We start from the raw sequence: 25,977 nt of genomic DNA, 5'->3' as shown, positions 1-25,977 counted from the left end.
TCCAATCGAGTCGATCTGGGTTGTTCGCGCCGGTCGCGCTGAGAAATGGAGCGGGCTCGTTGACCAGCATCGGCCAACGAGCCCGCTCCCATCGCGGTCAGGAGGACGGGTCGGTCCCGTACCGGATGAAGTACAGGAACGTGTCGTCGCTCCCGGCCCAGCCCTCGCCCAGCGTGAGGTCGCGGACGGAGCCGACCTCCTGGATCATCGGAGATTCGTACATGGTGATGTCACCTCCCCTCGCGGTGTAGCGGTGTGGCCCCGGCCTGGATGTGCCGGAAATCTGGAGCGCATCAGCGCGCGGCGTCCTGCAGCAGCCCTCGTTGCTCGAGGGAGTCCACGAACGTGGCTACGTCGCCGGCGGCCTGATCGGTGCTGATACCGAACTCGGTGACCAGCGCGTCGGTGAGATCACCGGTGCTGCGGTCCTCGGCGAGCAACCTGACGAGCGTGGTGCCGGCGCGGTTCGTGGTCAGGTACTTGGACGTCTTCAGATCGAGGATGACCATCTCCCCGTCGATCTCACGCCAGGTGACGCCGTCTCTACGTAACTTCACGTCGTATCTCCCCATGCCCCGATGGCTACAGCCGGTAGTTGCTGCTCGAACACTCCGGAATCTAGGGGAGCGGGTGAAGAAGCGTCGGGTGACTGGGGGGTGACCTTTGGTGGGAATTCCGCTCACCAGGGGGTGAGAGGGTGTGAGGCCACCGACGCGGCGGTTGAGAGTCGTGCCGATGCGGTTCGGAACGTCCTTCTGCGTGCCTCTTGCTGGCGGCAGACGCCGCGGACGGGAGTGGACCTGACGGGCAGCGCGTCATCAACGCAGCCGTTGCCGAGGAGCGCAGCTTGGCCCACACGCGGGCCGTGGGGCGTCAGCGGCGGCTGCTCTCATCCCGTAGCCACGTGGTGTCACCGCGCCGCGCCGCTCGGCGGCCCAGCAGTTTCGAAATCGCCGCGGTGGCCACGAAGACGATCATCCCGGGCAGCAGTCGAGGTTCGGCCATGGCCATCCGGGCGAGCGCCGCCGGAGTCGCACCGGCGCCACGGACTGGCGGTGCGCCGGGCGCAGCCGACATGCGGGTGTTTCCGGTCATCGCACGGACCCGCCGGCGCAACAGGTCGCCGTAGGTCTTCGGCGGCCTGATCGTGACCCGGGCTCCGGGCACCACGGTGCGCTCTTCGGGGGCGAAGCTCATGGCCAGGTGTAGGTCGTCGGACATGGTCTCCGGCCAGTCCCGGATCCGGGCGTGGCCCTGCTCGCTCACGGCGATCACACCGCGTCCGTACAACTCGCTCCGGACGCCGTCCAGCCGTTGCCACACGTCGTAGTACCAGCGGACCGGTGCTGACACCCCGTCCATCGGCAGGTGCCTGGTCGGACCCGCGGCCTGGATCCGCCCGGTGAGTGCGTCGCAGAGGGCGCGCGCGTCGTCGGCGCCGAGCACCACGTCGCCGTCGACATAGATCCGTGGGAAGGACGTGGCCTGCTGGTCTCCGAGTGCGAGGGCGCGGATCTTCGACGGCACCGGTGTCTCGATCACGGTGACCTCGCGGTCACGGGCGATGTCCGCGGTCCGGTCAGAGCAGCCATTCGCCACGACCACGATCTCGGACGGGGATCCGCCGGCGCGTTGGAGCGCATCCAACAGCCGAGGCAGCGACCGCTCCTCGTTGTGCGCCGGAATGATGATTGAGACCACGCGCTGAGTATCCCCCGCCCATGGGAGGGCTTGTGAGGGAATGCGTCCCCATCCTCCCCTCACCCCGGGGTGATGGCTGAAGGTGGGGGAAGTTCACCCGTCCATCACCTATCGAGGGCTGGGCGTCCTCAGTACGTTGCAAGGAGCAGCACTGCGTTCGGGGGATCGAGCGAGGTGAGGTCGCGGCCCGTTGGGCCGTGCACACTCGCGTCGGTGAGTTCCCCCGCCACCTGCAACCAATGACAGGAGAGCGGACACATGTGGAATCGCCGGAACGGAAGGGCGTCGGTCGCTGCCGGCGTGGCCTCCGGGCGGAAGCCACGCGTGCTGATCGTGATCCAGAATCTGCCGCTTCGGATCGACCGTAGGGTCCGGACCGAGTGCGCCGCCCTGGTGCGTGCCGGTTACGAGGTGAGCGTCATCTGCCCGAAGGAGACGGCCGGCGAGGCCGACCGGCATGTGGCCGACGGTGTCCACGTGTACTCCTACGCCCCGCCGCCCGAGAGTTCCGGGCTGATCAGTTACTTCCGCGAGTTCGCGCTGTGCTGGCTGCAGACCGCACGGCTGTCGATCAAGGTGAACCGCGAGCGTGGCTTCGACGTGCTTCAGGCCTGCAACCCGCCGGACACCTACTGGCTCCTCGGGGCGCTCTGGAAGCTGCGTGGCCGGCGATACGTGTTCGATCAGCACGACCTCTGCCCGGAGGTCTACGAGGCCCGCTTCGGCACGCGTGGCGTGCTGCACCGCGCGCTGCTGTTCCTGGAGGCCATGACCTACCGGGTCGCGGACCGCGTGATCTCACCGAACCCCGCCTATCGGGATGTCGCCCTCGAACGCGGTGGCGTGCCCGCCGGCCGGACCGCCGTGGTGATGAGCACCCCTGACGCGGACCGGATGCGCCGCAGAGAGCCACATCCGGAACTGCGTGACGGACGCGAGCACCTGGTCTGCTACGTGGGCATCATGGGTCCGCAGGACGGGGTCGACGGACTCCTGGCGACCATCGACAACTACGTGCACGACCTCGGCCGGGAGGACACCCGGTTCGCCCTGCTCGGCTTCGGTGACAGCCTCGAGGACCTCAAGGCTGACGCCAGCGCCCGTGGCCTCGATGCGTGGGTGACGTTCACCGGCAAGGTGGACCACGACGAGCTGGGCCGCTGGCTGTCCACCGCCGACCTCGGTGTGACGCCGGACCCGCAGAACGAGTTCAACCACCGCTCGACGATGAACAAGACCCTCGAGTACATGGCCCACGAGATCCCGGTCGTCGCGACGGACCTGCGAGAGACCCGTCGCTGCGCCGGTGACGCGGCCGTGTACGTCTCTGGTGACGATCCCGCGCAGTCCGCGCAGGCGATTGCCGACCTCCTCGACGATCCCCAGCGGCGGACGGAGATGGGACGGATCGGTCGGAGCCGCATCGAGAACGAGTTGGCCTGGTCGATCCAGGCGCGTGCCTACGTGGGCGTCTTCGACGGCCTCCTGGGTCGCAGAAGGCGCTCGGGCGCACCCCGCAGTGACGAGACCCAGCGCCGTGACCTCGCGGAACGAGTCACCCCGTGACCGCCCGCACCTGCCCCGCCTGCGGTGCCGCGGCACCCGAGCCCTTCCATGTGGGCGAACCGGTGCCGGTCAACAGCTGCCTCCTTCTCGGGGACCGGGCCGCCGCCGTCGACTTCCCGAAGGGGGACCTGGAGCTGGCGTTGTGCCCTGTCTGCGGACTCATCTGGAACTGCCGCTACGACCCGGCACTGACCACGTATTCGCAGGACTACGAGGAGACGCAGGGATTCTCGCCGACGTTCCAGGCCTTCATCCATGACCTGGCCACGGACTGGGTCGAGCGCTACGCGTTGACGGGCGGGACCGTCGTCGAGATCGGCTGCGGCAAGGGCGAGTTCCTGGTGGAGATGGCTCGCGCCGGGATCGGCGCCGGCATCGGCGTGGACCCGGGCGTGCAGCCCGCCCGGATCACCGACGACGTCCCCGTCACCTGGATCCAGGGACTCTTCCCGCAGGACCTGCCCGAGCTGGACGCGGACGCCATCATCTGCCGGCACACGCTCGAACACATCGCCCCGGTCCGGGACTTCCTGGAGTCCATCAGGTCCGCGGTCACCGACGTCGAGCGCACCGTGCTGCTGTTCGAGGTGCCCGACGTGCAGCGGGTCCTGGACGAGGTCGCGTTCTGGGACGTCTACTACGAACACAGCTCCTACTTCTCCGCGGGATCGGTCGGCCGGCTGTTCCGTGCTGCCGGGTTCGACGTGCTCAGCATCACGCGGGCGTACTCCGACCAGACCCTGCTCGTCGAGGCCCGGCCGACGGCCGGTGGCGCAGCAGTGGCGCTCCCGATCGAGGAAGACCCGGCAGCGCTCGCCGAGGCCGCCGCGCGATTCGCGCGCGGCCACCGGACGATGGTCGAGCACTGGCGGGACCGGATCCGGACCGTGACTGCGAGGGGCGGCCGAACCGTCATCTGGGGCGGCGGGTCGAAGGGGGTCGCGTTCCTCGCCGCACTGGGTGCGGACGCCGCCCTCGTGGACGGCGTGGTCGACATCAACCCGTTCAAGCAGAACCAGTACATGGCCGGCACCGGCCACCGTGTGCTCGCGCCGAAGGACCTCACCGACGCGGAGCCCGCACTCGTGATCGTGATGAACGGCGCCTACCGCACGGAGATCGTCACCGAACTGACCGACCTCGGACTCGCGCCGACCGTGGAGGCACTGTGAGCACGCCCCGGCTGACCATCGGGCTCCCCGTCTACAACGGCGAAGCCCACCTCGCCGAGACGCTGGAAAGCATCCTGGCGCAGGACTTCACCGACTTCGAACTCATCGTCGGAGACAACGCCTCGACCGACGGCACCCGAGACATCCTTTGTGACTTCGCCACACGCGACGAGCGGATCATCCTCGAACTCAGCGATGAGAACCACGGGGCCGCGTGGAACTACAACCGACTCGTGACCGCCGCCCGTGGCGAACTCTTCAAGTGGGCTGCCGCCGACGACCTGATCGCTCCGACGTATGTGTCGGCCTGCATCAACGAACTCGACAGACACCCGGAGGCGGTCCTCGCGTATGCCGGGACCACCCTCATCGACGATCGAGGTGTGCGGATCCGTGATCACGCCGATGGGCTGCACCTCACCCAGCCTCAGCCGTGGGAACGGCTACGCCAGTTCGCTGCGAAGCGGTGGCTCTGCAATCCATGCTTCGGAGTGGCGCGAACCGCGGTCATGCGCAGCGACACGACGCTGATCACAGCGAACCGGTCCTCGGATGTCACCTATCTCGCCCAGATGGCGGTGGCCGGCCAGATTCGAGAGGTTCCGGACCGGCTCTTCTACCGACGCGTGGTCGGAGAGAGCGCGAGCCTAGGCGCCCACAACCGGCGAGCCGTCGCCGCCTTCTTCGACCCGCATCGCTCGGCCGGCGTGGTGCCGCCGATGACGCGTGTGTTCGTGGACATCAATCGTTGGATCCTTACCCGCAGAGAGGCGATAGTGCCGAGAGTACGCACGGCGGCAGCATTCAGTGCCGCTTGGATGAAGCGGAACGCGGGTGTGGCGTTATGGCGGGCACGCCGGCGCCTTCGTGGTGGTGCCGTTCGCGGCTTCTATGCATCTGTAGCAACCGCTTCCGACCAGAGCAGGACTGAGGTAGCACGATGAGGACCAGACCAGCCCACGCCAGGCCAGTGCTCCTGGCCCTGACAGCCCTCGCGCTAGCGGTGTCAGGTGTCGCGGCGACACCGACACCGGCGTCGGCAGCCACGCTCCGCGATGACTTCAACGGCACGTCGCTCAACTCCGGCGTCTGGACGCTGGAACACCCGCAGGAAACAGCCACAGCATCGGTCGGTGGCGGGCAACTGCGGATCGAACTCCCGGCTGGGCCCAGCAGCGACGCCTCCGATGACAACACGGCGGCCCGGCTGATGACCCCGGTGGGTGGCAGCGACCTTGTGGTCGAGGCGAAGTTCGACTCGATCCCCACTGCCAAGTACCAGGACCAGGGACTCCTGATCCGGCAGGATGACGGTCGCTGGTTGCGGTTCAGCGTGTACAGCAACGGAAGCAAGCTTCTCGCCTACGTCGGCTCGACGACTGGTGGGCAGACAACCACAGTCGCCAATCCGGTCATTCGGACGTCTGCCTCCTCCGTCTGGCTACGCGTCACGGGCGAAGGGTCCTCATGGACGTTCCAGTGGTCCTCGAACGGCTCATCATGGTCAACAGTGGCAACCGCTACGGCGGCTCTCACAGTCACCAGTGCCGGGCCGTATGCCGGCTCGACGGCTTCCACGAGCAATGGCACTGCGCCACCGTGGAGCGCTATCGTCGACTACTTCGCGCTGACTTCTGACGGATCTACGCCGGATCCGACTCCTAGCCCGGACCCGACGCCGACCCCAGACCCGACGCCGACCCCAGACCCGACGCCGACCCCTGACCCGGACCCGACCCCCGAACCGGACCCGACAACCGGTGATGGGTTCGTCTCAGACGACTTCTCGTCGGCGGCCCTGGATCCGATGTGGCAGGTCGTCGATCCGATCGGTGGGGCTCAGGTGGCCGTGGCCGGCGCGGGGACCCAGGACGCGCGACTCGCGATCTCGTTGCCCGCAGGCGAGACGCGCGGCGCTTGGGGCTCGAACGGAGCGACGCGCGTGCTGCAGTCGGTGGCGGATGAGGACTTCAGCGTGATTCTGAACTTCGACTCCTTGCCGACCCAGCGGTATCAGGATCAGGGTCTCCTCGTGCAGGAGTCCGCTTCTCGGTGGCTCCGGTTCAGTGTGTACAGCGACGGGAGTTCGACATTCGCGTACATGGCGTCAACGACCAATTCTGCGTCGGTGAAAGTCCTCAGCAAGAAGATCACCCTGACGGGCGAGGCATACCTTCAGGTGAGTCGGTCAGGGTCCACGTGGACATTCCGGACTTCATCCAATGGGACGACCTGGACGACGATCGGTACTGCGAATCAACAGCTGAGCGTGACGGCGGTCGGACCCTATGCGGGCATCGAGGGCAACAACCCTGCGTTCACTGCACTCGTCGACTACGCCTTCAACGCCGACTCACCGATCACCCCTGAGGACGGTGGCGCGCCGCCCGACTCCACTCCACCGAGCGTGAGCGTGACCGGTGTCACCGCAGGTTCCGGGGCCGTGAGCGTCAACTGGACCACGAATGAGTTGACGACGGGGGTAGTCCAGGTCGCACGAAGCGGCACCAACACGTGGGCATCGGTCGCCAGCGACTCCCCAGCCCTCACGCACTCCGCGACCGTCACGGGGCTGCAGCCGCAGACCTCCTACCGGGCGCGAGTCGTGGCGACAGACCTCGCCGGCAACGCGACAACGACCGGCGAAACGGCCTTCGTGACTCTGGCCAGCAGCGGCCCGACGATCGATGTCTGGTACGGAAACCACCAGACCTACGGTGCGAACGGCATCACGCAGCCGGCGGTGCCGATCCTCGGAACGGTCTCCGACCCCGACGGTGTCGTCAGTCTCACCTACTCGCTCAACGGCGGGTCGGCCAAGCCGCTCACCATCGGACCTGACAACCGACGTCTGCAGTACCCGGGAGACTTCAATGCCGAGGTGACACTGGCTGGCCTGAACGTCGGAAACAACTCCCTTGTGCTGACGGCCAAGGACCAGCTGGGAGACGTCACCCAGACCACCGTCACGATCACGCGGGTCGTTGAGCCGACGCTGTCCTTGCCCTACACGGTGGACTGGTCGGACGCTCCGCTCACCGACCAGGCGACAGTTGTCGACGGTGAATGGACGGTAGGTGCCAATGGACTGCGGACTGCTGCCGGTGCGTCGGGCTATGACCGACTAGTCGCGATCGGGGAGCTTTCCTGGACGGATTATGAGGTCACGGTTCCATTTACCGTGAACGCGATTGGACCGGGCGCGGGCAGTTACCTAAGCAACGAGGCGATGGTCGGGTTGGCGCTTCGATGGCAGGGGCATCTTTCCTCAAGCACAGCGCAGCCCGATTCAAACTTCAGGACAGTCGGCGCATACGCCTTCTATCGCTTCTACGACGTGCCGAAGCTCGAACTGTGGGGCAATGGCTACGTTCGTCGCGATTGGGAGGCGATGCCCCTGACTATCGGCGAGGACTACATCATGCATGGAGTCGTCGACACGGTCTCGAGCACGACAAGCACCTACACCCTGACCATCTATCCGGCCGGAGGATCGGAAGCAGATGGTTGGACGGTGACCTACACGGGCGCCGGCCCAAGCACCGGTTCGTTCGCCCTCATCGCGCACCACGTAGATGCGACGTTCGGCGACGTCGTCATCGAGCCGAGATAGGGTCCCTGAGTTGACGGACGTGCAACCGAAAGTCGACGAGGGTCTCGAACGGGGCCTTCCTTCGGGTGGCGTCGGCCGGACGGTCACTCGCGGGATGAGCTGGTCGTTCCTGGGTGTCTGGTCCAGTTACGCGATCCAACTCGGGACCACGATGATCTTGGCACGCCTGTTGACTCCGGATCAGTTCGGACTGATGGCGATGGCGCTCACGCTCACGGTCGTCGTCAACCAGTTCCGCAACCTCGGACTCAGTCAAGCGGTCGTTCAGAGTGAGAGTCTCACCTGGTCGCAGGTCAATGCGCTCTTCTGGATCAATGCGGTGGTGGGAGTAGTTCTCGGCGTCGCGGTCGGCCTCAGCGGCTTCGGATTGGCGGCGTTCTACGGCGAGCCGGATCTGGTGTGGGTTTGTGTTGCGCTCGGGGGAGGCTACGTGTTCTCTGGGCTGGCCGTGCAGCATGGAGCCCTTCTGAATAGACGCCTGCAGTTCCGAACCCTCGCGATCCGTAACACGACAGCGGGTCTCCTGTCCTGCGTAGCTGCGGTCATCGCTGCATTCGCCGGGCTGGGCGTGTGGGCACTGGTGATCCAGAACTTGACCGCTGTTCTGTTCGGCACCCTCGTGCTGTGGCTCGCAGTTCCGTGGCGACCATCCCGACCGCGAGGGTTCCGGGATTCGTTCTCCCTGCTCAAGTTCGGTTCGAATGTCACGATTGCGAACCTGTTCTCGACCTTTTCCAGGCAGGCGGACAACGTCATCATCGGGCGTTTCATGGATGCTGGAGCATTGGGTCTATACACGAAGGCTTACTCGTTGCTGACGCTGCCGCTGAGGCAGCTCAAGACTCCGATCAGCGCTGTGATGGTTCCGACCCTCTCCGCACTCCAGGATGAGCCAGAGCGCTACCGGTCGACTTACCGAAAGACGGTGAGCGGACTTGCGCACCTCGGAATGCCATTCGTCGTCATACTCGCAGTCAGCGCGCTCGAGGTCATCGAAGTGTTTCTCGGTCACCAATGGACGGCGGCGGCACCGGTCTTCCAGATCCTGGCGATCGCGAGTTTTGTCCAACTCGTCTCGACCACCGCGGGGTGGCTCTGGGTGAGTTCTGGGCACACCACGTCCTACGCGCGTTGGTCGATTGCCGCAAGCGTCGTCACGATCGCCTCATTCATTCTGGGAGTGCGGTGGGGCATCGAGGGCGTCGCCATTGCGTACGCGATCGGTCAGGTGGTGATGTTCGTGCCCGCCTTCGCCGTCGCGACCCATGGGACCCCAGTGAAGGTGGCTGACCCACTGCTGGCGATGGTGCGCCCGGTGGTGATCTCGACGATCGTCCTGGGAGCAGTGATCGGCATGCGAGCGTTGGCCGCCGATCTGCCGCCGATCTCCCTGCTCACAGCCGAAGTCGCGACGGGCCTCGCGGTCTGGGCGGGTGCTGTGTTCGCATGGCCGAGTGCACGCCGCGAGATATCCGAGCTGCTCACAGTGGTCCGGCGAGGGCGCAAGTCTCGGGCCGTTCCAGCGGGCGAGGAAGGCGGACCTGACGGGGCGTGATTCAGCTGGCCCTGCGCGAACGCCTAGCGCGCCAGGCGAGTTCGGTCGCGATCCACGCACTTGCGTAGCGGTGGTAGAACTCGCCGACGATGAACGACGCACGCGCCCGCACCGTCCGGAGTTCCCCCGCCTCAGCGGCACGTCGAAATGCGCCGAGCGGCGGCAGGACCGACCGTGGCCTTGGCCAGGGTGCGAGCGCGGGGTTTCCTTCGAGCGCATCACGTTCGTAGCGCCCAGCGATGACACGCCGCAGCTTGCCGCTCATGGCAGCGAAGGTCTGGCGAGCGGGGTGCCGCACGACTGCCGAGGCCCTGAACATGGTGAGGTATCCAGCCGCATTGGCCCTCTGAGACCACTCGATATCGGCTCCCGACAAGAGTTCGGACTTGAAGCCGCCGACCGCGTCGAAAGCCTCACGAGTGGTCGTCATGTTGGCGGTGACACAAGCCCCGCGACGTGCGACGTAACGTTCCTGCGGAAACGCGTGCACGAGTTCGTAGGCCTCGATCGGACTCGGCCTGCGTGCATCCCGGGCGTACACCTGCACGTGCCCGGCTACGACGCCAGCCCCGGCGGCGATGCCCGCGACCGACTCCGCGAGCCAGTCATCCGCGGGCAGGCAGTCTGAGTCGGTGAACGCAAGGATCGTCCCGCGGCTTTGCTCGACTGCGGCGTTGCGGGCACTGTAGGACCCAGGCGATGGAACCTGGATGACGTGGACGTCCCCGCGTGCACGGACAGGTTCGCGGCTGCCGTTGTCAGCAACGATGATCTCAAAGCGGCTCGTGGGGTACGTCTGTCGGATGAGTTGAGACAGGCATGCGGACAGTCTGGGATCGTCCCGTACCGGCACGATCACCGAGACGAACGGCAGATCACTGGTGGGCACGCGTGGCTCCTAATCCGGGGTTCGACCCATCCAGATTGTCACAGTCCGGCAGGGAGTTGTCAGTCGGTTGGTCGTCAGTGAGGCGATCCCATTCCGTGAAACCTCTCACGCGTGGTGGGCGCAGTTCACCTCGGTTCGTGCCCCTGGATCGCGATGAATCCAGGCACCGGCAGCCGTGGTTGTGCAGCTGGCGACACCCGCTGTTATGTTTTCGTGATCACCGGCTGGGACGTGGGCTGAACCCCTGAGTCACGGCATGGGTTGTCGAGTGGAACGTAGCGGTCGCGATTTGGGCCCAAGCACTCGGGGTCGGGGGACCCAGGCGCGAAGCAAGGTCGACCGATACCTTGGCACCGGGACCCCCCGGGATGCGATGATCAGTCGAGTACGCGGTGCGTCGGTAAGTCCGAGGTCGGAGTCCGATGGGCGGCCGATCTGAACACACCGAGGGAGATCCTGACAAGTGGTCAGCAAAGTCCGAAGTCGCCGCGCGGGACTGCACGCCATGGTGGCGGCAGCAACCGTCCTTCTCATGGGGGGCGTCGCGTCCGCAAGCGCGAATCCCGCCCCGACCGACACGAGCACGGGGCCACAGGCACGTGCAGCCGATACCGCGGGTCTTGAGCAAACCGGCACACTGACAATTACCGAACCGGGCACCGTCGTCGACTCGATGTACGTGACGGGCGCTATCAACGTCCGCGCCGACAACGTGACGATCGTCAACACCGTCATCGCGTACGGTGGGTTCCACAGCATCCGTGTCTTCCCGGGTGTTGAGGGCACCGAGATCATCGACACGACCGTGAACTGCCTGAGCTCCTGGACGAACGGGGTGGTGTTCGGCAACTACACCGCCGAGCGCGTCGACCTTGAGGGTTGCCGAAACGGATTCATGTTCTCTGGGTCGAGTCCCGCGACCGTGATCGATAGCACGGTCGATGGCGTGCCGTTCGAGAGCGAAGACACAGGCATCAAGAACCCCACCACTCCTCCGATTCCGGAGCCGACGCCGGAGCCCACGCCTGAGCCGGAGCCGACACCTGCGCCGGAGCCGACGCCTGAGCCGGAGCCGACGCCTGCGCCGGAGCCGACACCCGCGCCCGAGCCGACACCCGCGCCGGAGCCCGAGCCGGCACCGGAGACACCTGAATTCAGCGGCTTCCCGAACGCATCGAACACGGGCGTGCCCAGTGGAGTCACGTTGACCAACTCCGGGAGCATCACCGTCCGGGAGCCGGGTACCGTGATCGATGGCCTGCTCGTCCGCGGGACCATCACGATCGCTGCCGACAACGTCACTGTGCGTAACACCCTGATCCAAGGTGGCGGCAACGGGTACCCGATTCGGGTGACGAGCGGCGTGACGGGTGCACTGATCGAGCATGTTGAGGTCGACAACATGGGTAGCACTGGAATTGGAATCTTCTTCAATGGCGGCAGCGGCACTGTTCGGTACACCGACGTGCACTCGGCAGAGGATGGGATCCGAATCGAGGCCGACAACGTCACCGTCGAGTACTCCTATGTCCATGATCTGCAGCGCGCTGCTGGCGGACATCACGACAGTGTCCAGATCCGCAGAGGTGACAACATCACCCTCAGGGGAAATAACCTCCAGGCGTACGTGGCCTCGACCCGCGACCCCATGAACGCCGCACTCCAGATTGGTTCCCTGCTCGGCGATGATCCGATCTCCAACCTGGTCGTCGTCGGAAACCTCATGAACGGCGGGAACTACACGATCAACGGCGGTGGTGGCGGAACTGTCGACAGCGCCAACTACCAGGACAACCAGTTCGGCCGTGACTTCCGATACGGCATTGCTGCGAGCGTCCGGTCCGACTGGTGGGACTCTTCCAACGTCTGGTTCGACACATTGACGCCGGCGAACTAGTGCCGGACTCGTCACCGCACGGCGTCGACTGAATCGCGGATCCGTTCCTAGCCACGCGATGCTCTCCATCTCTCAGCGAGGTGGAGAGCATCGTCGCAATTTGGGCCAAATGCGGCCGCAACTATCAATCGGCGACAACCGCTGCGCTGCCTAACGGGTCATTCGGAGTCACCACCTGGCGCTCCGGCCGAGTTGTTTCGCGACTCGACGTCTGGCCGAGGTGACCTTGGCTCGCCAGCCCCCGTAGGCGCGCGGGTCCAGCGATGCCGACTGCAACACGACTCCGCTTTGTACGAGTTGCGCGGTCCAATCCGCGACAGTGCGAACGCCATTTGCCCTCGCGGAGAGCGGCATGCGGTCGATGAGGTCCCCATCCGTGTGAATGAGGGTGTGTGGGGAGCGTGGGTCGTCCATGTGATCCTCGGCCACGAACGGGTAGTAGAAGCCGTTCACGGCCCCGCCCCGAGCCGCACGTATGCAGTAGCCCGTGAACGACTCGTCGGCTCCGAGTAACCCATGTCTCTCGACCAAGCTCCGAGCCATCAGGTAGCCGGAACCTTGGACCCAAAGGTTGCGCATCAGTTGGTGCCCGCCTGCGAACGTCTCGATCTTTCGTGCTGCGAGGTCCGGGCGGAAGTCTTCGGCTGGGTGCCGCCAACTCCCGATCACGCCGAACTGAGGGTTGGCATCGTGTGCTTCTGTGAATGTGTCCAGCCATCCCGGGGTGATCCGACAGTCATCGTCGACCTTCGAGACGAACCGGGCGCTCGATTCGCCCCAGAGCCAGGACGTTGGCTCGCGCAACCGCACGTTCTCCCGGCTGTGGTGATACCGGTGTACCCGCGGGTCGGTCACAAACGGTCGGAGCGCTTCAATGGTCGCCTCGTCGTCACCGTTGTGCCAGAGCCAGACGCGGTCCTGCTCGCCGACCGACTCAAGCAGTCGCGGCAAACTCAGATGAAGGTAGCCGGCACTGCGGTACGTGATCATCAGGATGTCTGCGCGGTGGGTCACTGATCCACCCAAGTGTCAGACTCAGGGCGACGCAAACCCCGAGCAGCGATCCTGCGCCAGGTTCCCACGAGCGACGTGCCTTTTCCCCGCAGCGGAAGCTTCCACCACAAGCGGAAGGCCGGCATCCCACGATACGCGGGGGAGGCTAGCCGAAGCAGTCGCATGGTGAGGACCCGACCCCACACCGCGCCCCGGGTGCCTTCCAGGTTCGGCTGCGATTGTGGCAGCCGATCCAGCGGCAGTTCACCGCCAGCGATCGCGCCGTCGGCAAGGGCCGCGAGGAGCGCCTGACGACCGCGTTCGGTGCGCACGACGACGAGTGACCGCCCGGCCTCGCCCTCGAGGAGCTTTCGGTACCAAGGGTCTCCGATCGACAGATCCGCGAATTCACCTGTGTGATCCGGGCAGATCATGCACCGCCACTGCCGGTGCTTCTGCAGGGTCTCGCCCCATGACTCCTCGTAGCTGAACGATGCAGTTTCGCCGCCGCGTGTCCTCACGCGGAATCGACCCGGCCAGCCTTCTCCTCGATAGTCGAGCTTCGTGACGTCTCGTGGCTCCAGATTCAACCGGCGTATGACAGCTTCGGTTCCCTTCGTGGACGGGGTTCCTGCGCAGAAGATGCCGATCGAGAGCGCGACCTTGTCGGCGAGCGCGGGTCGAGCGGCAGCCGCCATCGCGACCCCGGCGATGTCGCAGGGCTTGCCAATCACCACGCAGGGCCCCTCCGCGTTCTCGACCAGGTCCAATCGTTCACCGGGGCTAGCAGGTGAGTACCGGGATCCGGCGGCGCCAACGATCGCGTCGTAGGTGCGGTTCAGCACCGTTTCGTTGCGTAGTGGATCTTCGCTCGAGGCCTGAACCTGGAGGGCACCCACAGCCGCGCCCGACGTCACGGCGTGAGCCGCAACCGCACTGACGACACCGCCGGAGGAACCCCGGAATCGGACAGCGTCGTCGGTGGACCAGCACTCGAACAGTGCAAGAATCGGCCCCCACTCGCCACGGAACGGCGCCCCGTCCAGAGCTCCCGGGGAATGCTCCAAACGACGGCCGGGACATGCGTCGAGCGCCGCACCACTGACGCCGCCCGTGATCCCCGCGATCGGAAGTGGTCGGCGGCCGACGGCGGGGATGTCAGTCATGGCCAGCGCGTCCGGTCGTAGGTACGCACATGTGCCACAGCCAGTGCACAGGTGAGCGTCCACCACGGCCCCGATGGTGGTGAGTCCCCGATCAACCACGGGTGGTCTCCATTTCCCAGATGTCCGGATCGGCGCTGCGACCTGCCTGTTGCGGCGGCCCACTGTGGTGATGAGACCACGTGGCTCGGCAGCGCTCTTGCCATCAGTATGAGTCGCGGACGGCCACCTTGCTGGTGATTCGCGACCACTTCGCCCGGAGGTTCATCCGTAGTCGCGCTTCGTGCTGTCCAGGATCGAACTGAATGCTGCCCGACGTTCGTTCAGCACGGTCCGGTCGGAGAGTTGGAACTCGCCAGCCGCGACGCGCTGGATGGTCCGTCGAGCGATGGATGCCAGCAGCGGGTGGCCGGCCTGTTGGTCTCTACTGGATGCGGGGTCGACCCGTTGGGTGGTGCTTGTGATCCCACCCGCAGGTGCAGGTCGACGACGCACCGCGCGAATCATCCTCTGTGCCTGACGGAACGACCGAAAGAAGGTGGTTGTCCGCAGCTCAAGTGAGAGGCTCTCCGCCCAGTCGCCCCACTTGAAGGTGTTGAATGCGTTGCTGATCGCTACGGCATGCCAGGGCACGCCGAATGCATCGGCGATGATGGCTGCGTGCATCGACTCGGCGATCACCGCACGCGCCGTTGCGATTCGCTTGATGACCTCCTTCGAGTCGCCGGTCGGGCTGACGTGTACAACGCCGGTGCCCGCGCAGATCGTGGTCCAGTCGAATCGATTGCTGCCATGGTGCGGGATGAAGATCACATCGTCGCCGCGGACCAGGCCTTCGAACTCGGATAACCCCGAGATCATCACAGCTGGATCGACCACTCCGAGTGTGGGCACGACATCGAGTGCTGTTGCCGACCTCGGACCGCGAACGCTCCGGATGTCCCAGTCGCCGGGTTGTTCGTGGACGTTCGGCGCCTGCCCGTAGCCGACGCCGGAGCCCATGACCAACTTCCTTCCCGCAGGCACAAGGCCGGCGTTCAGGATCGTGCCGACGCCGACGAGTGCGACCTCTGGGTCCCAGGCACGCCATCCCGGCAGGAGGTCGTCCCAAAGCCATTCGTTGAGGTCGTCACCAAAGTTGCCACCTTGAGCCTTGTAGTACACCAGCTCCACGTTCATGCCTCCTGGATGACGCTGGCGGGGCCAAGGTTTTGGCAGTTGGCGACGCTGGCCCGACTACTCACGCGATCGTCCTAGCGCTCTGGGAACTGCCGCTCCATTCGGCGACGTCATCGAGCACCTCATGGATCTGTGCGCGTGCGCGTTGGATGACAGGCGGCGTCGTGCGCTGCAAGGTCGAGCGCGTGAGCTCACGGGACCTGAAGGACTGGACTGCGCGGCGGACCGCCTCGTCGCCAGCGACGGCGCGCGCATCGGCGACGTGATCCTGCATCTCGCAGGTCGCGAACACGCCCAGGGTCTTGTCGCTGTACGCGTATCCGAAGGCAGGCGTCGCAGACGACAGGGCGGCGATCGTGGCGTGCATCCGGCTTCCGATGAACCAAGCTGATCGGGCGATGCACCACTTCAGCTCGGATGCCCGTAGTTCCGACGGCACGAGGGAGGTTCGGACGCGCTCGGACTCTGTGAGGTTCTCCACGATCCCTCGGGCTGCAGCGAGGTCACTTTCGCCCCAACCGCCATGGACGTGGGGAACGAACATGACATGGGCTCCGTCATTGATCAGGGCTCGGACGAGCGTGGTCATGGTCGCGGCGTAGTCACCAGCAATGCCGAAACGCTCCTGCCGCTCGCGCCCGTAGAGCAGCCCGCTCACGTTGACTCCGGCTACGACGTCATCCGAGCGAGCTTCGATCTCCGCAGCGACGGGTTCGGCGGGCCGTTGCTGATCGAGTGCGAACGCCACGTCCACTCCCTCGCGGAGCCTGCTGACATCTGCTTCTGGCCCGGCCAGTTCCAGGAGTTGCTGATGACTCCATGCGTCCCGTGAGTATGCCAGCGCCGCTGAACGAACCAGCCGCCGCGCCGTGCGGCGACCATAGGTCGTGTTGAAGGGTCCGTATGTCTGCGGGAGGAAGACGAGAGGCAGACCGGCACGGATCGCGGCGGACTTCGGTGCGGCGATCATGTCCAGTCGCGTCTTGCCGTAGAGGTCGGTGAAACTGTCTCCGGCACTCAGGTCGAGAAGGGCGGCGGCCTCCGAGAACCGTCGAGCAACCGGGTTGCTCAGACCCCCGACTGCTTGGGCGACGCGTATCTGCATCCAGCTCTCCGGACGGTGCCATCGTCGTGAGAGCCTCGCGCCGACGAACTCGGCGGGCAAGGAACCGGCCACAGTTCCGCTCGGTCGGACGCCCCAGCCATTGTCGAGGATGCTCAGACGGGCGGTTCGACCATCGTTGACGACGGCATCGATCACGGAGCGACCGAGCGCCTCGACGCCCCGGTTGTCATTGTCCAGTCCGGTGCCGGCGAGGACGAGTCGTAGTTCAGGCATGTAGGAAGTATGGGTGAGGTCGCCCATGGGAGGTGCCGTTTTCGAACCCCGCACCACGTCGGCCGCTCGACTGGCCACGATCGCTCCCGTAGAGGGCTGGTGGATCGCACGTGGAGAGAATGTGGATCTCCGTCGTTGACCCTCGCGGCGTCCGCAAGAGTGCCACGATGAGTTCCGACACACGCTCGTACCGCAGATTGCAGGGGAAAGTACATGGATGTCTGGCGTATCACCGTTGCGACACTGCGTCGCTGGTACATCTTCGTGCCGCTACTCGCGTTGACCGGCTGGGGTGTGCTCTCGGTGGGTGATCAGATCGACCCCGAATACCAGGTCTCCGGCACGTTCATCCTGACTCCGTCGCTGGAGGAGACTGAGATCCCGGATCCGTACGGCGGCGCGGTACAGGCGACGCAGGTGATCGCGATCGTCCTCAACAGTCCGACGACGCGTGAGCAGATCGTCGAGATGGGCCTGGAGCCGGACTACACGGTCGCGGGCGGTGGTCGAAGCAGCACGATCATGACGGTCTCGGTTCTTGGGCGTGACCGAGAAGCGACCATCGAGACTGGGAACGTCCTGATCGAGATGACCAGGCAGGAACTTGAGACGCGGCAGTCCGAGGCAGGAATCCCACCCGGTGCCCAATACGGACTCTCTGTGATCTCACCGCCTGCGGTCGACTCGGTTGTCTACGACGGGAAGACGCAGATCCAGGCGGTCGTGGGCGTCGTTGGGGCAGCCGTCGCACTACTCGCGGCGCTCCTGTTCGATGACATCGTCGGGCTGATCAAGCGTCGACTGAAGCAGCGCCGGCTCAGACGGAGCGCGCGACCGGGCGACGCGATCGACGGAACGGCGGACGAGCCGGAGGTCACCCCTCATGATGACGCCCAGCCATCGCATGAAGACGTTGATGTCAGCGAAGTGAGCGAGGGTGAGCGGCCGGTTGAGCGACAGACCGTCGCAGACGAGTTCGGCACGCCAGACGATGACGTGGTCCGAACCGTCGACACGGTCGCTTCCGCTCGGGCCTAGGCACGTGTCCGCCATCGCCGACACAGCGGCGAAGCCAGGGGACGACGACTTCAAGCCCATCCTGCTCCGCCGGCCCCGGCTCCCACGAGGGCCACGCCCGGAGGAGTGGCACCCCGTGGTCATTCGGGTTTGGCGCCTCAGCATTGTGATCCTGCTGTTCCTCTTCCTGGCGCTCCAGTTCCTCATTCCTGCGCGTCTTGTCATCGGCGGCCTGGGAGCAGTCGGCCGCCCGTCAGTCGCTGTCGGAATTCTGTTGGCCTTCGTGTGGCTCGTCTCGGCCGTTCGCCAGCGACAACTGCCGGCGGGTCGTCAGCCGATTCGGTGGCTGATCGGCTTCTACCTGATGGTGCAGTTGGTCGGGTTGGCAGTCGGATATGACCGCGGTCTGCCTGAGGCAGAGGCGACGAGTGCACAACGCTGGACGATCTACATCGTCTCGATGATCGGCGTAGCGCTCGCCATGGCTGAAGGTCTGAAGACCCGCAGGCAGCTCGACACAGTACTGCGTGGCCTGGTCGGCTTCGCTGGATTCATGGCCTTCGTGGGGACGCTCCAGTACTTCCGGCTCGTCGACCTGACCCAATACATCAGGATCCCTGGGCTCCGGACGAACTCCGATCTGATCGGTGTTGCGGCTCGGGGCGATGGCGGGTTCTCAAGGGTTGCGGGCACCGCCAACCACTACATCGAGTTCGGTGTTGTTCTGGCGCTCGTCTTGCCGCTGGCGATTCACTACGCGGTGTTCTCACCCAAGGGTGTGCGCAGGGTGCTCAGTTGGGTTTTGGTGGCGCTGATTGGCAGCGCCATCCCGTTCTCAATCTCCCGCGCCGCGATCGTCACCGTGGCGGTCACGATGCTCCTAATGGTCACTGTGTGGACCTGGCGAACTCGGTACAACGCTGCGGTGATCATCGTGGTGGCGATGGGGGCCTTCCATGTGGTCAACCGTGGCCTCCTCGGCACGATTCGATCGCTGTTCACGAACCTCGACAACGACCCGAGCATCCAAAACCGGCTCGGCGACACCGCGTATGTCTGGCAACTCTTCGACCACCGACCATGGTTGGGACGGGGACCGGGCACGTTTCTGCCGGCGTCGTACCGCTTGCTCGACAACCAGTTGTACGGAACCCTCATCGTCGGTGGCGTTCTCGGGATGTTGGCGCTCCTGCTGCTCTTCATGGTTCCGTATCTGATGGGCCGGAGCATGCGTCTGCGTGGTTCCGATCAGGAGACCCGACACCTCGGTCAGGCTCTAGCCGTCGTCTTCCCGGCAGCGCTCGTCGCGAGCGGAACGTTCGACTCCTTCGGGTTCGCCACCTTCCTGAGTGTTGTCTTCATCGCAGTCGGCGCAGTCGGCGCGTTGTGGCGTCTGAGCGGGGCAAGTCCGACGCGCCCGATGCAAGCCGCCCAGCCGGGCGACAAGTGGGTTGCGACCCCGATGACGGCCCATCTGCGAGATAGGATCCGAACAGCTTTCGCAGCGACTCGCGAGCGCCCCGGGATCAGGACCGCCTTCGAACCGATGATGCCAATCGCGGGCAGGGATCTGGACCGCGAGGACGTCACTTACGACGGAGCGTCCTCTCAGGTCACCACCGTCGAGGTCGCCGATCCGGACGGCGTCGGCGCCGAGGGTTCGGCGCCCTCTCGCGGTCGGCACGCACTCAGCGGGGCTGGAGCACCCTGAGCGTGGCACTTCGACTGGGGTTCGCGTGTCATTGGGGTAAGGATCCTGTCCACACCTGGTCCGGCACGCCCTGGAACCTTCGTGAGGCTCTCCGCGCGCGTGTGGACACCGTGGATGCCGGCGTCGAAGTGCCCGCGGCTATGAGGCACGGACTCCGCCTGGCATCCGTCCGCCCGACCGCCACGGGTCTGCGATCCCAGTGGCATCACAAGCGGATGGCGGTGGACCTGCTGGAGCGTGATCTGCGGCGGAAGGTGACGGAAGCGAGAGCGGACGTGCTGCTGGAGATCCAGGATCTTGGAGCAGTCGAGACGCCGTTCCTCGTGCTGCAGGATCTCAGTTACGAACTGCTGTTCGAGCGCTTCGGCGCTGACTTTCCCCACTTCCATGCCATCGGATCGCGGCGACTCGACGAACTCCGGCGCCGTCAGGAGCAGATCTACGCACAGGCATCAGCGTTGCTGCCGATGAGCCAATGGTTGGCCTCGTCGCTCCAGCGGCACGGTATCCCGGTCGAACGGATCCGCGTGGTGAACCCGGCCATGAACGTTCCGATGGACACCGACCGTCCTATGCCTGTCCGCCGCGAAGGCCCATGTCTGCGGCTACTCATGGTGGGCCGGGATTTCGATCGCAAGGGCGGACCACAGGTGGTCGCCGCTCTGAATCAGTTGCAAAAGGGGTGGGATCGCGACGTGTCGCTCACGGTCGTGGGGCCATCGGAGTGGCCGATGCGAGGCGCCGTGCCGGCCGGTGTGGAGTTCCTCGGTGCACAGCCCGCGAATCGGATCGGCCCCCTCATGGACGCGCACGACCTCTTCGTCATGCCCTCCCTCTTCGAAGGTTTCGGAATCGTGTTCGCCGAAGCCCTGGTTCGCGGTCTGCCTTGCATCGGCCGTGACGACTGCGCGATGCCCGAGATCATCGACCGCGAGACCGGCGGACGGCTGATCCGTACCGAAGAGCCAGGCGAGCTTGCGGACACGATTGTTGCTGCACTCACCGACGACTCTCTGTACGAGGAGTGTGGACGGTTGGCGCAAGAGCGGGCGGAGCACTACTCGTGGGGGCGGGCGGCGCAAGAGGTGGTCGACGTGGCGGGCCGGGTCGACGCGGGCGACGCACCCTCAGGGTGAGGCCGGCGGGTCGCCGGGTGAGGTCCCCACTTCACCCGGTTCGGTCTCTCGAAACCCCAACGTGCCGACCACTCCTTCACTAGGGTTTCAAGGGTGAAAGCAACGGGGAACCCGGGTTTGCGCTGCCCGGTGTGCGACACGGCGGACCTCCGCCCGTTCTATGCGCAGCTGGGCGTTCCGACACACGTCGGGATCCTTTGGCCGACCCGCGAGGAGGCAGTGGATTGTCCGCGCGGAGACCTGGACCTCGGCTACTGCCCTGCGTGTGGGTTCGTCTACAACACCGGCTTCGACGCTGACCTGAACGCCTACGGACACAGCTACGACAACGCCCTGCACTTCTCGGCCGTGTTCCAGGCCTACGAGCAGGACCTGGCCCAGCGGCTCATCGACACCTACGACATTCGAGACTCGGACGTTGTAGAGATCGGCAGTGGGAGTGGGCACTTCCTCGGGCTCGTCTGCGCGCTCGGGGAGAACCGCGGAACCGGTTTCGACCCGAGCTACGACGCGGAGCACGCCGAGCCGCTCCCGGCCCGAGTGCAGGTGGTGAACGAGTACTTCTCCCGCGAGCATGTGGATGCCAAGGCCGACCTGGTGGTCTGCCGGCACGTCCTGGAGCACGTCGACGACCCGGCCGGGATGCTGCGCTCCCTGCGTGAGGGCATCGGCGACCGTTCGGACACCGTGCTGTACCTCGAGGTCCCGAACGGCCTCCTGGCGCTACGCCGACTGTCCGTTGGCGACCTCATCTACGAGCACGTGTCCTACTTCCTGGCGTCATCGTTGCGCACCGCCGTGGAGTCGGCGGGCTTCGAGATCCTTGACCTGCGCGAGTCCTACGACGGACAGTTCCTGTCCGTGGAGGCCCGACCGACGCAGGTGCCGCAGGCGCCGAGACCGACCGCTCCGGACCCCGACGTCCTGGCGGACATCCAGGCCTTCGACGAGCACGCCCGGAAACGAGTGACGGAATGGGCGGACCTGTTGGATCGTCTCGCCGCTGCCGACGAGCGCGTGGTCGCCTGGGGCGCCGGAGCGAAGGCCGTCGGCTTCTTCAACGTGCTCGGCGTGACCACCGACGTCGACCGCGTGGTGGACGTCAACCCCCGCAAGCAAGGCACCTTCCTCGCCGGGACCGGGCAGGCCGTGGTGCCGCCGGACGCCCTCGTGACCGACCCCCCAGGAACCGTCCTGGTGATGAACCCGTACTACGCCACCGAGATCGGGCAGATGCTCGCAGACCTCGGTGTCGACGCCAACGTCCAGACCGTCTGATCCGGAGAACCACGAATGTCCGAAGACCTGACCGGCGGCCCGTGCCGCTTCTGCGGGGCCATCCTGACCCGCACGTTCGCCGACCTGGGCATGTCCCCGCTGTGCGAGAGTTTCGTGCCGGCGGACCAGGTCAACGCCATGGAGCCGTTCTATCCCCTGCACACCTGGGTCTGTGACCAGTGCTTCCTCGTGCAGTTGCAGGAGTACGTCTCCCGCGAGGACATCTTCACCGAGTACGCGTACTTCTCGTCCTACTCGGACGCCTGGCTCGAGCACGCTCGTACCTACGTCGAGAAGATGATCGCCGAGCAGAGCCTCGGCGCCGACAGCCTGGTCGTCGAGCTCGCCAGCAACGACGGCTACCTGCTTCAGTACTTCGTCCAAGCCAGCGTGCCGGTCCTCGGCATCGAGCCGGCGGCGAACGTGGCGAAGGTCGCCGTCGACGAACGCAACGTGCCGACCCTGGTGGAGTTCTTCGACGAGCAACTGGCGCAGCGGCTGGTCGCCGAGGGCACCAGGGCGGACCTCATCGCCGGCAACAACGTGCTCGCGCAGGTACCGGACCTCAACACGTTCGTGGCCGGGATGAAGCTCCTGCTCGCACCCGGGGGCCTGATCACGATCGAGTTCCCACATCTGCTGCGGCTGATGGAGGAGAACCAGTTCGACACCATCTATCACGAGCACTTCTCGTACTTCTCGCTGGTGACCTCCGAGCGGATCTTCGCCGCGCACGGCCTCGTGATCCACGACGTCGAGGAACTGTGGACCCACGGTGGCTCATTGCGGATCCACGCAACGCACGAGGGACCGGACGCGCCGGCGTTGAGTGAGCGTCTGCTGGCGCTGCGCCAGCGGGAACTGGACGCCGGGCTGGAGCAGCCGGAGACCTATGAGCTGTTCGCGGAGCAGGTCCGCGAGACCAAGCGCAAACTGCTCGACTTCCTCATCGGGGTCAAGCGCGACGGCGCACAGGTGGTCGGTTACGGGGCCCCCGGCAAGGGGAACACCCTGCTCAACTACTGCGGGATCGGCCCCGACTTCCTCGACTACACCGTGGACCGGAACCCCTACAAGCACGGCCGGTACACGCCCGGTACCCACATCCCGATCCACGAGCCGGGCCGGATCGCCGAGACCAAGCCGGACTATGTCCTGATCCTGCCGTGGAACCTCAAGGACGAGATCGTCGCGCAGCTGGACTACATCAGGGAGTGGGGCGGCAAGTGTGTCGTGCCGATCCCGGAGGCAGCGATCGTCGACTGGCCCGTCGGGAGCTCGCAATGAAGGTCGTGCTGTTCGCCGGCGGTATGGGGATGCGGATGCGCGAGTTCTCCGAGTCCGTGCCGAAGCCGATGGTGCCGATCGGCTCGCGGCCGATCATCTGGCACCTGATGAAGTACTACGCCCACTACGGGCACACGGAGTTCATCGTGTGCCTCGGTTACAAGGGCGAGGTCATCAAGGAGTACTTCCTCAACTACAAGGAGTGGCTCAGCAATGACTTCGTGCTCTCCGGCGGTGGCCGTGAGATCACGATGCTGCACACCGACGCCCAGGACTGGAAGATCACCTTCGTCGACACCGGTCTGGCAACCAACATCGGTCAGCGGATGGTCAAGGTCAAGGACTTCCTCGGCGATGATGAGGAGTTCCTCGCGAACTACAGCGACGGACTCTCGAGCGTCCCGTTGCCGGCCCTGATCGACCACGCGCACGCGCATGAGGCCATCGCGACGTTCCTGTGCACGAGGCCGAGTCAGACCTTCCATATCGTGGGCCTCGGCGAGGACTCACACGTCACCGGGATCACTGAGTCAAGCGCCGCCGGGATGTGGGTCAACGCAGGGTTCTTCGTGCTACGTCGCGAGATTTTCGACTACATCGGACCCGGTGAGGAACTGGTCTACGAGCCGTTCGGGCGACTCCTCGAGGCCCGCAAGCTTGTCGGCTACAAGTACGACGGTTTCTGGGCAGGGATGGACACGTTCAAGGACCGACAGGTCATGGATGAGATGAACGCCCGCGGCGAGGCACCGTGGAAAGTCTGGGAGCAGGATCCGGCGGCGCCCGCATGATCGGTCTCGACCTCGGCGTCGACGACGGCCAACCATTGAGAGTGCTGGCACTCGGCGCCCATTGCGACGATGTGGAGATCGGCTGCGGCGGAACGCTCGGTCGACTCGCCCGCCGACCCGGCGGCCTCGACGTCCGGTACGAGGTGTTCTCCTCAAACCCCCAGCGCGCCGAGGAGGCACGTGCTGCCGCGACCGACCTGCTGCGCGAGGCCCGAGACGTCAGCATCTGGGTGGGGGAGTACCGGGAGTCCTATTTCCCCTACGTCGGTGACGCGATCAAGGACCGGTTCGAGCTGGTCAAGTCGGAGTTCGACCCCCACCTCGTGCTCACCCACCAACGTCACGACCGGCACCAGGATCACCGGACCATCTCGGACCTGACCTGGAACACCTTCCGCGACCACCTGATCCTTGAGTACGAGATCCCGAAGTGGGACGGGGACATGGGCTCGCCCAACGTGTTCGTGCCGCTCTCGGAGGACGATGTGGCCAACAAACTGCGAGTGCTGGGCGAGCACTACGCCTCGCAGTTCGCGAAGCCCTGGTATGACGACGACACTTTCCGCGGGCTCATGCGCCTACGCGGAATGGAATGCCACGCGCCCGGCCGCCACGCCGAGGCGTTCTACAGCCGCAAGGCGGTACTACTCGGAGGAGACGCATCGTGAAGGTCCTGGTCACCGGCCACAACGGCTACATCGGGCAGGTGATGGTGCCACTGCTGCGGGCGGCCGGTCACGACGTGGTCGGCTTGGACACCTTCTACTACGAGGGGTGCCAGTTCGATGACGAGGTCAGCACCACCGAGGTCATTCGCAAGGACCTGCGCGACGTCAAGCCGACCGATCTCGAGGGCTTCGACACAGTGATCGCCCTGGCCGCGTTGTCCAACGACGCGCTCGGCGACCTGCGCCCCCAACTGACCTACGACATCAACCACCTCGGCACCGTGCAACTGGCCGAGTCCGCGAAGCAGGCCGGAGTCGGCCGCTTCCTGTTCTCCTCCTCGTGCAGCCTGTACGGGGCCGCCGGGGACGAGCACCTGACCGAGGAGGCGGGCTTCAACCCGCTCACCCCGTATGGGGAGTCGAAGATCAAGGTGGAGCAGGATCTGACCCACCTGGCCGACGAGACGTTCAGCCCGGTCTACCTGCGCAACGCGACCGCCTACGGCGTCTCGCCGAGCCTTCGGGCGGACCTCATGGTGAACAACCTCGTCGGCTACGCGATCACGACCGGCAAGGTCCTCATCAAGTCCGATGGCATGCCGTGGCGGCCGCTGATCCACATCGAGGACATCTCCCGCGCATTCCTCGCGGCGCTTGAGGCGCCTCGCGAGGTGGTGCATGACCGCGCCTTCAATGTGGGGGTCACTTCGGAGAACTATCGGGTCAAGGAGGTCGCCGAGATCGTCGCCCAGGTAGTGCCCGGTTCGGTGGTGGAGTACGCGCCCGGCGCGAGCCCGGATGCACGTAACTATCGGGTGGACTTCACCCGGATCGCTGCCGAACTGCCGGCCTTCCAAGCGAAGTGGACGGTGCCTGCCGGGGTCGAGGAGCTCTACCGCGCCTATCGGGACCACGGCCTCACCGCCGAGGAGTTCACCTCGGCCAAGTACCTGCGGATCCGGACCGTCCTCGACCACAAGGAGGCCGGGCGCCTCGACGAGGACCTGCGTTGGCGGTGACGG

General features: G+C 65.5%; 22 protein-coding genes. 14 read left to right on the top strand and 8 right to left on the bottom strand.

The genetic code is table 11. The features are described from left to right. Window positions 1-97: 97 nt before the first annotated feature. The 3 genes from HALOF300_RS09140 to HALOF300_RS09130 all read right to left on the bottom strand — a co-directional run bounded on the left by HALOF300_RS09140 (window position 98) and on the right by HALOF300_RS09130 (window position 1,701). Window positions 98-223, bottom strand: coding sequence for a lasso RiPP family leader peptide-containing protein (locus HALOF300_RS09140; RefSeq protein WP_133107788.1), 126 nt, complete (start codon window positions 221-223; stop codon window positions 98-100). Window positions 224-293: 70 nt separating this feature from the next. Then, on the bottom strand, window positions 294-557 hold the full coding sequence (locus HALOF300_RS09135; RefSeq protein ID WP_156740649.1) for a PqqD family protein: 264 nt from the start codon (window positions 555-557) through the stop codon (window positions 294-296). 316 nt (window positions 558-873) lie between these two features. Next, on the bottom strand, window positions 874-1,701 hold the full coding sequence (locus HALOF300_RS09130; RefSeq protein ID WP_156740648.1) for a glycosyltransferase: 828 nt from the start codon (window positions 1,699-1,701) through the stop codon (window positions 874-876). A gap of 324 nt (window positions 1,702-2,025) precedes the next feature. Here HALOF300_RS09130 and HALOF300_RS09125 point away from each other — a divergent pair, with 324 nt between their 5' ends. The 5 genes from HALOF300_RS09125 to HALOF300_RS09105 are packed head-to-tail and all read left to right on the top strand — an operon-like array spanning window position 2,026 to window position 9,607. Further along, window positions 2,026-3,267 (top strand): glycosyltransferase family 4 protein, encoded by a 1,242-nt coding sequence (locus HALOF300_RS09125; RefSeq protein ID WP_231955167.1) that lies wholly within the window; start codon window positions 2,026-2,028, stop codon window positions 3,265-3,267. Then, window positions 3,264-4,439, top strand: coding sequence for a class I SAM-dependent methyltransferase (locus HALOF300_RS09120; protein ID WP_156740647.1), 1,176 nt, complete (start codon window positions 3,264-3,266; stop codon window positions 4,437-4,439). The genes HALOF300_RS09125 and HALOF300_RS09120 overlap by 4 nt, the downstream gene beginning before the upstream one ends. Continuing rightward, on the top strand, window positions 4,436-5,383 hold the full coding sequence (locus HALOF300_RS09115) for a glycosyltransferase family 2 protein (RefSeq protein ID WP_156740646.1): 948 nt from the start codon (window positions 4,436-4,438) through the stop codon (window positions 5,381-5,383). The genes HALOF300_RS09120 and HALOF300_RS09115 overlap by 4 nt, the downstream gene beginning before the upstream one ends. Window positions 5,384-5,442: 59 nt before the next feature. Then, on the top strand, window positions 5,443-8,052 hold the full coding sequence (locus tag HALOF300_RS09110) for a DUF1349 domain-containing protein (RefSeq protein WP_197522424.1): 2,610 nt from the start codon (window positions 5,443-5,445) through the stop codon (window positions 8,050-8,052). Between the two features lie 19 nt (window positions 8,053-8,071). Beyond that, window positions 8,072-9,607 carry a lipopolysaccharide biosynthesis protein gene (locus tag HALOF300_RS09105; protein WP_231955192.1) on the top strand — a complete coding sequence of 512 codons (1,536 nt, stop codon included), beginning with the start codon at window positions 8,072-8,074 and terminating at the stop codon, window positions 9,605-9,607. Window position 9,608: 1 nt separating this feature from the next. On the opposite strand, the gene HALOF300_RS09100 is transcribed toward HALOF300_RS09105, so the two are convergent. After that, entirely contained in the window at window positions 9,609-10,496 is an 888-nt protein-coding gene (locus tag HALOF300_RS09100) for a glycosyltransferase (protein ID WP_156740643.1), read from the bottom strand. A 463-nt stretch (window positions 10,497-10,959) separates the two neighbouring features. Here HALOF300_RS09100 and HALOF300_RS26975 point away from each other — a divergent pair, with 463 nt between their 5' ends. After that, the gene (locus tag HALOF300_RS26975) at window positions 10,960-12,393 is read left to right on the top strand and encodes a right-handed parallel beta-helix repeat-containing protein (RefSeq protein ID WP_197522422.1); all 1,434 of its coding nucleotides are present in this window, start codon (window positions 10,960-10,962) and stop codon (window positions 12,391-12,393) included. A gap of 168 nt (window positions 12,394-12,561) precedes the next feature. Here HALOF300_RS26975 and HALOF300_RS09090 read toward each other — a convergent pair whose 3' ends face one another. From HALOF300_RS09090 to HALOF300_RS09075, 4 genes are all read right to left on the bottom strand, one after another. After that, a complete protein-coding gene (locus HALOF300_RS09090; protein WP_197522421.1) occupies window positions 12,562-13,407 on the bottom strand; it encodes a glycosyltransferase in 846 nt (281 codons plus the stop codon). After that, window positions 13,404-14,552 carry a Coenzyme F420 hydrogenase/dehydrogenase, beta subunit C-terminal domain gene (locus tag HALOF300_RS09085; RefSeq protein ID WP_197522420.1) on the bottom strand — a complete coding sequence of 383 codons (1,149 nt, stop codon included), beginning with the start codon at window positions 14,550-14,552 and terminating at the stop codon, window positions 13,404-13,406. The genes HALOF300_RS09090 and HALOF300_RS09085 overlap by 4 nt, the downstream gene beginning before the upstream one ends. Before the next feature lie 261 nt (window positions 14,553-14,813). Next, window positions 14,814-15,728: a polysaccharide pyruvyl transferase family protein gene (locus tag HALOF300_RS09080; protein ID WP_156740641.1), complete on the bottom strand. Its 915-nt coding sequence runs from the start codon at window positions 15,726-15,728 to the stop codon at window positions 14,814-14,816. 61 nt (window positions 15,729-15,789) lie between these two features. After that, window positions 15,790-17,094, bottom strand: a complete 1,305-nt coding sequence (locus HALOF300_RS09075; RefSeq protein WP_156740640.1) for a polysaccharide pyruvyl transferase family protein — start codon at window positions 17,092-17,094, stop codon at window positions 15,790-15,792. Between the two features lie 390 nt (window positions 17,095-17,484). Here HALOF300_RS09075 and HALOF300_RS09070 point away from each other — a divergent pair, with 390 nt between their 5' ends. The 8 genes from HALOF300_RS09070 to HALOF300_RS09035 all read left to right on the top strand — a co-directional run bounded on the left by HALOF300_RS09070 (window position 17,485) and on the right by HALOF300_RS09035 (window position 25,974). Beyond that, a complete protein-coding gene (locus HALOF300_RS09070) occupies window positions 17,485-18,105 on the top strand; it encodes a hypothetical protein (RefSeq protein WP_156740639.1) in 621 nt (206 codons plus the stop codon). 145 nt (window positions 18,106-18,250) lie between these two features. Next, entirely contained in the window at window positions 18,251-19,795 is a 1,545-nt protein-coding gene (locus HALOF300_RS09065) for an O-antigen ligase family protein (protein ID WP_156740638.1), read from the top strand. Between the two features lie 215 nt (window positions 19,796-20,010). Next, window positions 20,011-20,931 carry a glycosyltransferase family 4 protein gene (locus HALOF300_RS09060; protein ID WP_231955165.1) on the top strand — a complete coding sequence of 307 codons (921 nt, stop codon included), beginning with the start codon at window positions 20,011-20,013 and terminating at the stop codon, window positions 20,929-20,931. Window positions 20,932-21,150: 219 nt separating this feature from the next. Beyond that, window positions 21,151-22,209, top strand: coding sequence for a class I SAM-dependent methyltransferase (locus tag HALOF300_RS09055; RefSeq protein ID WP_197522418.1), 1,059 nt, complete (start codon window positions 21,151-21,153; stop codon window positions 22,207-22,209). Between the two features lie 15 nt (window positions 22,210-22,224). Continuing rightward, complete coding sequence (locus HALOF300_RS09050; RefSeq protein ID WP_156740635.1) at window positions 22,225-23,496, top strand: class I SAM-dependent methyltransferase; 1,272 nt, start codon at window positions 22,225-22,227, stop codon at window positions 23,494-23,496. After that, window positions 23,493-24,287, top strand: coding sequence for a glucose-1-phosphate cytidylyltransferase (locus HALOF300_RS09045; protein WP_156740634.1), 795 nt, complete (start codon window positions 23,493-23,495; stop codon window positions 24,285-24,287). Before HALOF300_RS09050 ends, HALOF300_RS09045 begins: the two co-directional genes overlap by 4 nt. Then, window positions 24,284-24,955, top strand: a complete 672-nt coding sequence (locus HALOF300_RS09040; RefSeq protein WP_156740633.1) for a PIG-L deacetylase family protein — start codon at window positions 24,284-24,286, stop codon at window positions 24,953-24,955. The genes HALOF300_RS09045 and HALOF300_RS09040 overlap by 4 nt, the downstream gene beginning before the upstream one ends. Beyond that, window positions 24,952-25,974: an NAD-dependent epimerase/dehydratase family protein gene (locus tag HALOF300_RS09035; protein ID WP_156740632.1), complete on the top strand. Its 1,023-nt coding sequence runs from the start codon at window positions 24,952-24,954 to the stop codon at window positions 25,972-25,974. Before HALOF300_RS09040 ends, HALOF300_RS09035 begins: the two co-directional genes overlap by 4 nt. Window positions 25,975-25,977 lie beyond the last annotated feature (3 nt).

The sequence above is a fragment of the Occultella aeris genome, assembly GCF_902703175.1.
Classification (GTDB): Bacteria; Actinomycetota; Actinomycetes; order Actinomycetales; family Beutenbergiaceae; genus Occultella; species Occultella aeris.
This window is presented reverse-complemented; position numbering and strand designations above follow the sequence as displayed.

What these genes read in the sequence shown, in the direction of transcription:
- HALOF300_RS09075 (WP_156740640.1), bottom strand. Translation starts at nt 17,094, where the DNA reads ATGGGCGACCTCACCCATACTTCCTACATGCCTGAACTACGACTCGTC.
- HALOF300_RS09140 (WP_133107788.1), bottom strand. Translation starts at nt 223, where the DNA reads ATGTACGAATCTCCGATGATCCAGGAGGTCGGCTCCGTCCGCGACCTC.
- HALOF300_RS09050 (WP_156740635.1), top strand. Translation starts at nt 22,225, where the DNA reads ATGTCCGAAGACCTGACCGGCGGCCCGTGCCGCTTCTGCGGGGCCATC.
- HALOF300_RS09040 (WP_156740633.1), top strand. Translation starts at nt 24,284, where the DNA reads ATGATCGGTCTCGACCTCGGCGTCGACGACGGCCAACCATTGAGAGTG.
- HALOF300_RS09085 (WP_197522420.1), bottom strand. Translation starts at nt 14,552, where the DNA reads ATGACTGACATCCCCGCCGTCGGCCGCCGACCACTTCCGATCGCGGGG.
- HALOF300_RS09045 (WP_156740634.1), top strand. Translation starts at nt 23,493, where the DNA reads ATGAAGGTCGTGCTGTTCGCCGGCGGTATGGGGATGCGGATGCGCGAG.
- HALOF300_RS09080 (WP_156740641.1), bottom strand. Translation starts at nt 15,728, where the DNA reads ATGAACGTGGAGCTGGTGTACTACAAGGCTCAAGGTGGCAACTTTGGT.
- HALOF300_RS09060 (WP_231955165.1), top strand. Translation starts at nt 20,011, where the DNA reads ATGGCGGTGGACCTGCTGGAGCGTGATCTGCGGCGGAAGGTGACGGAA.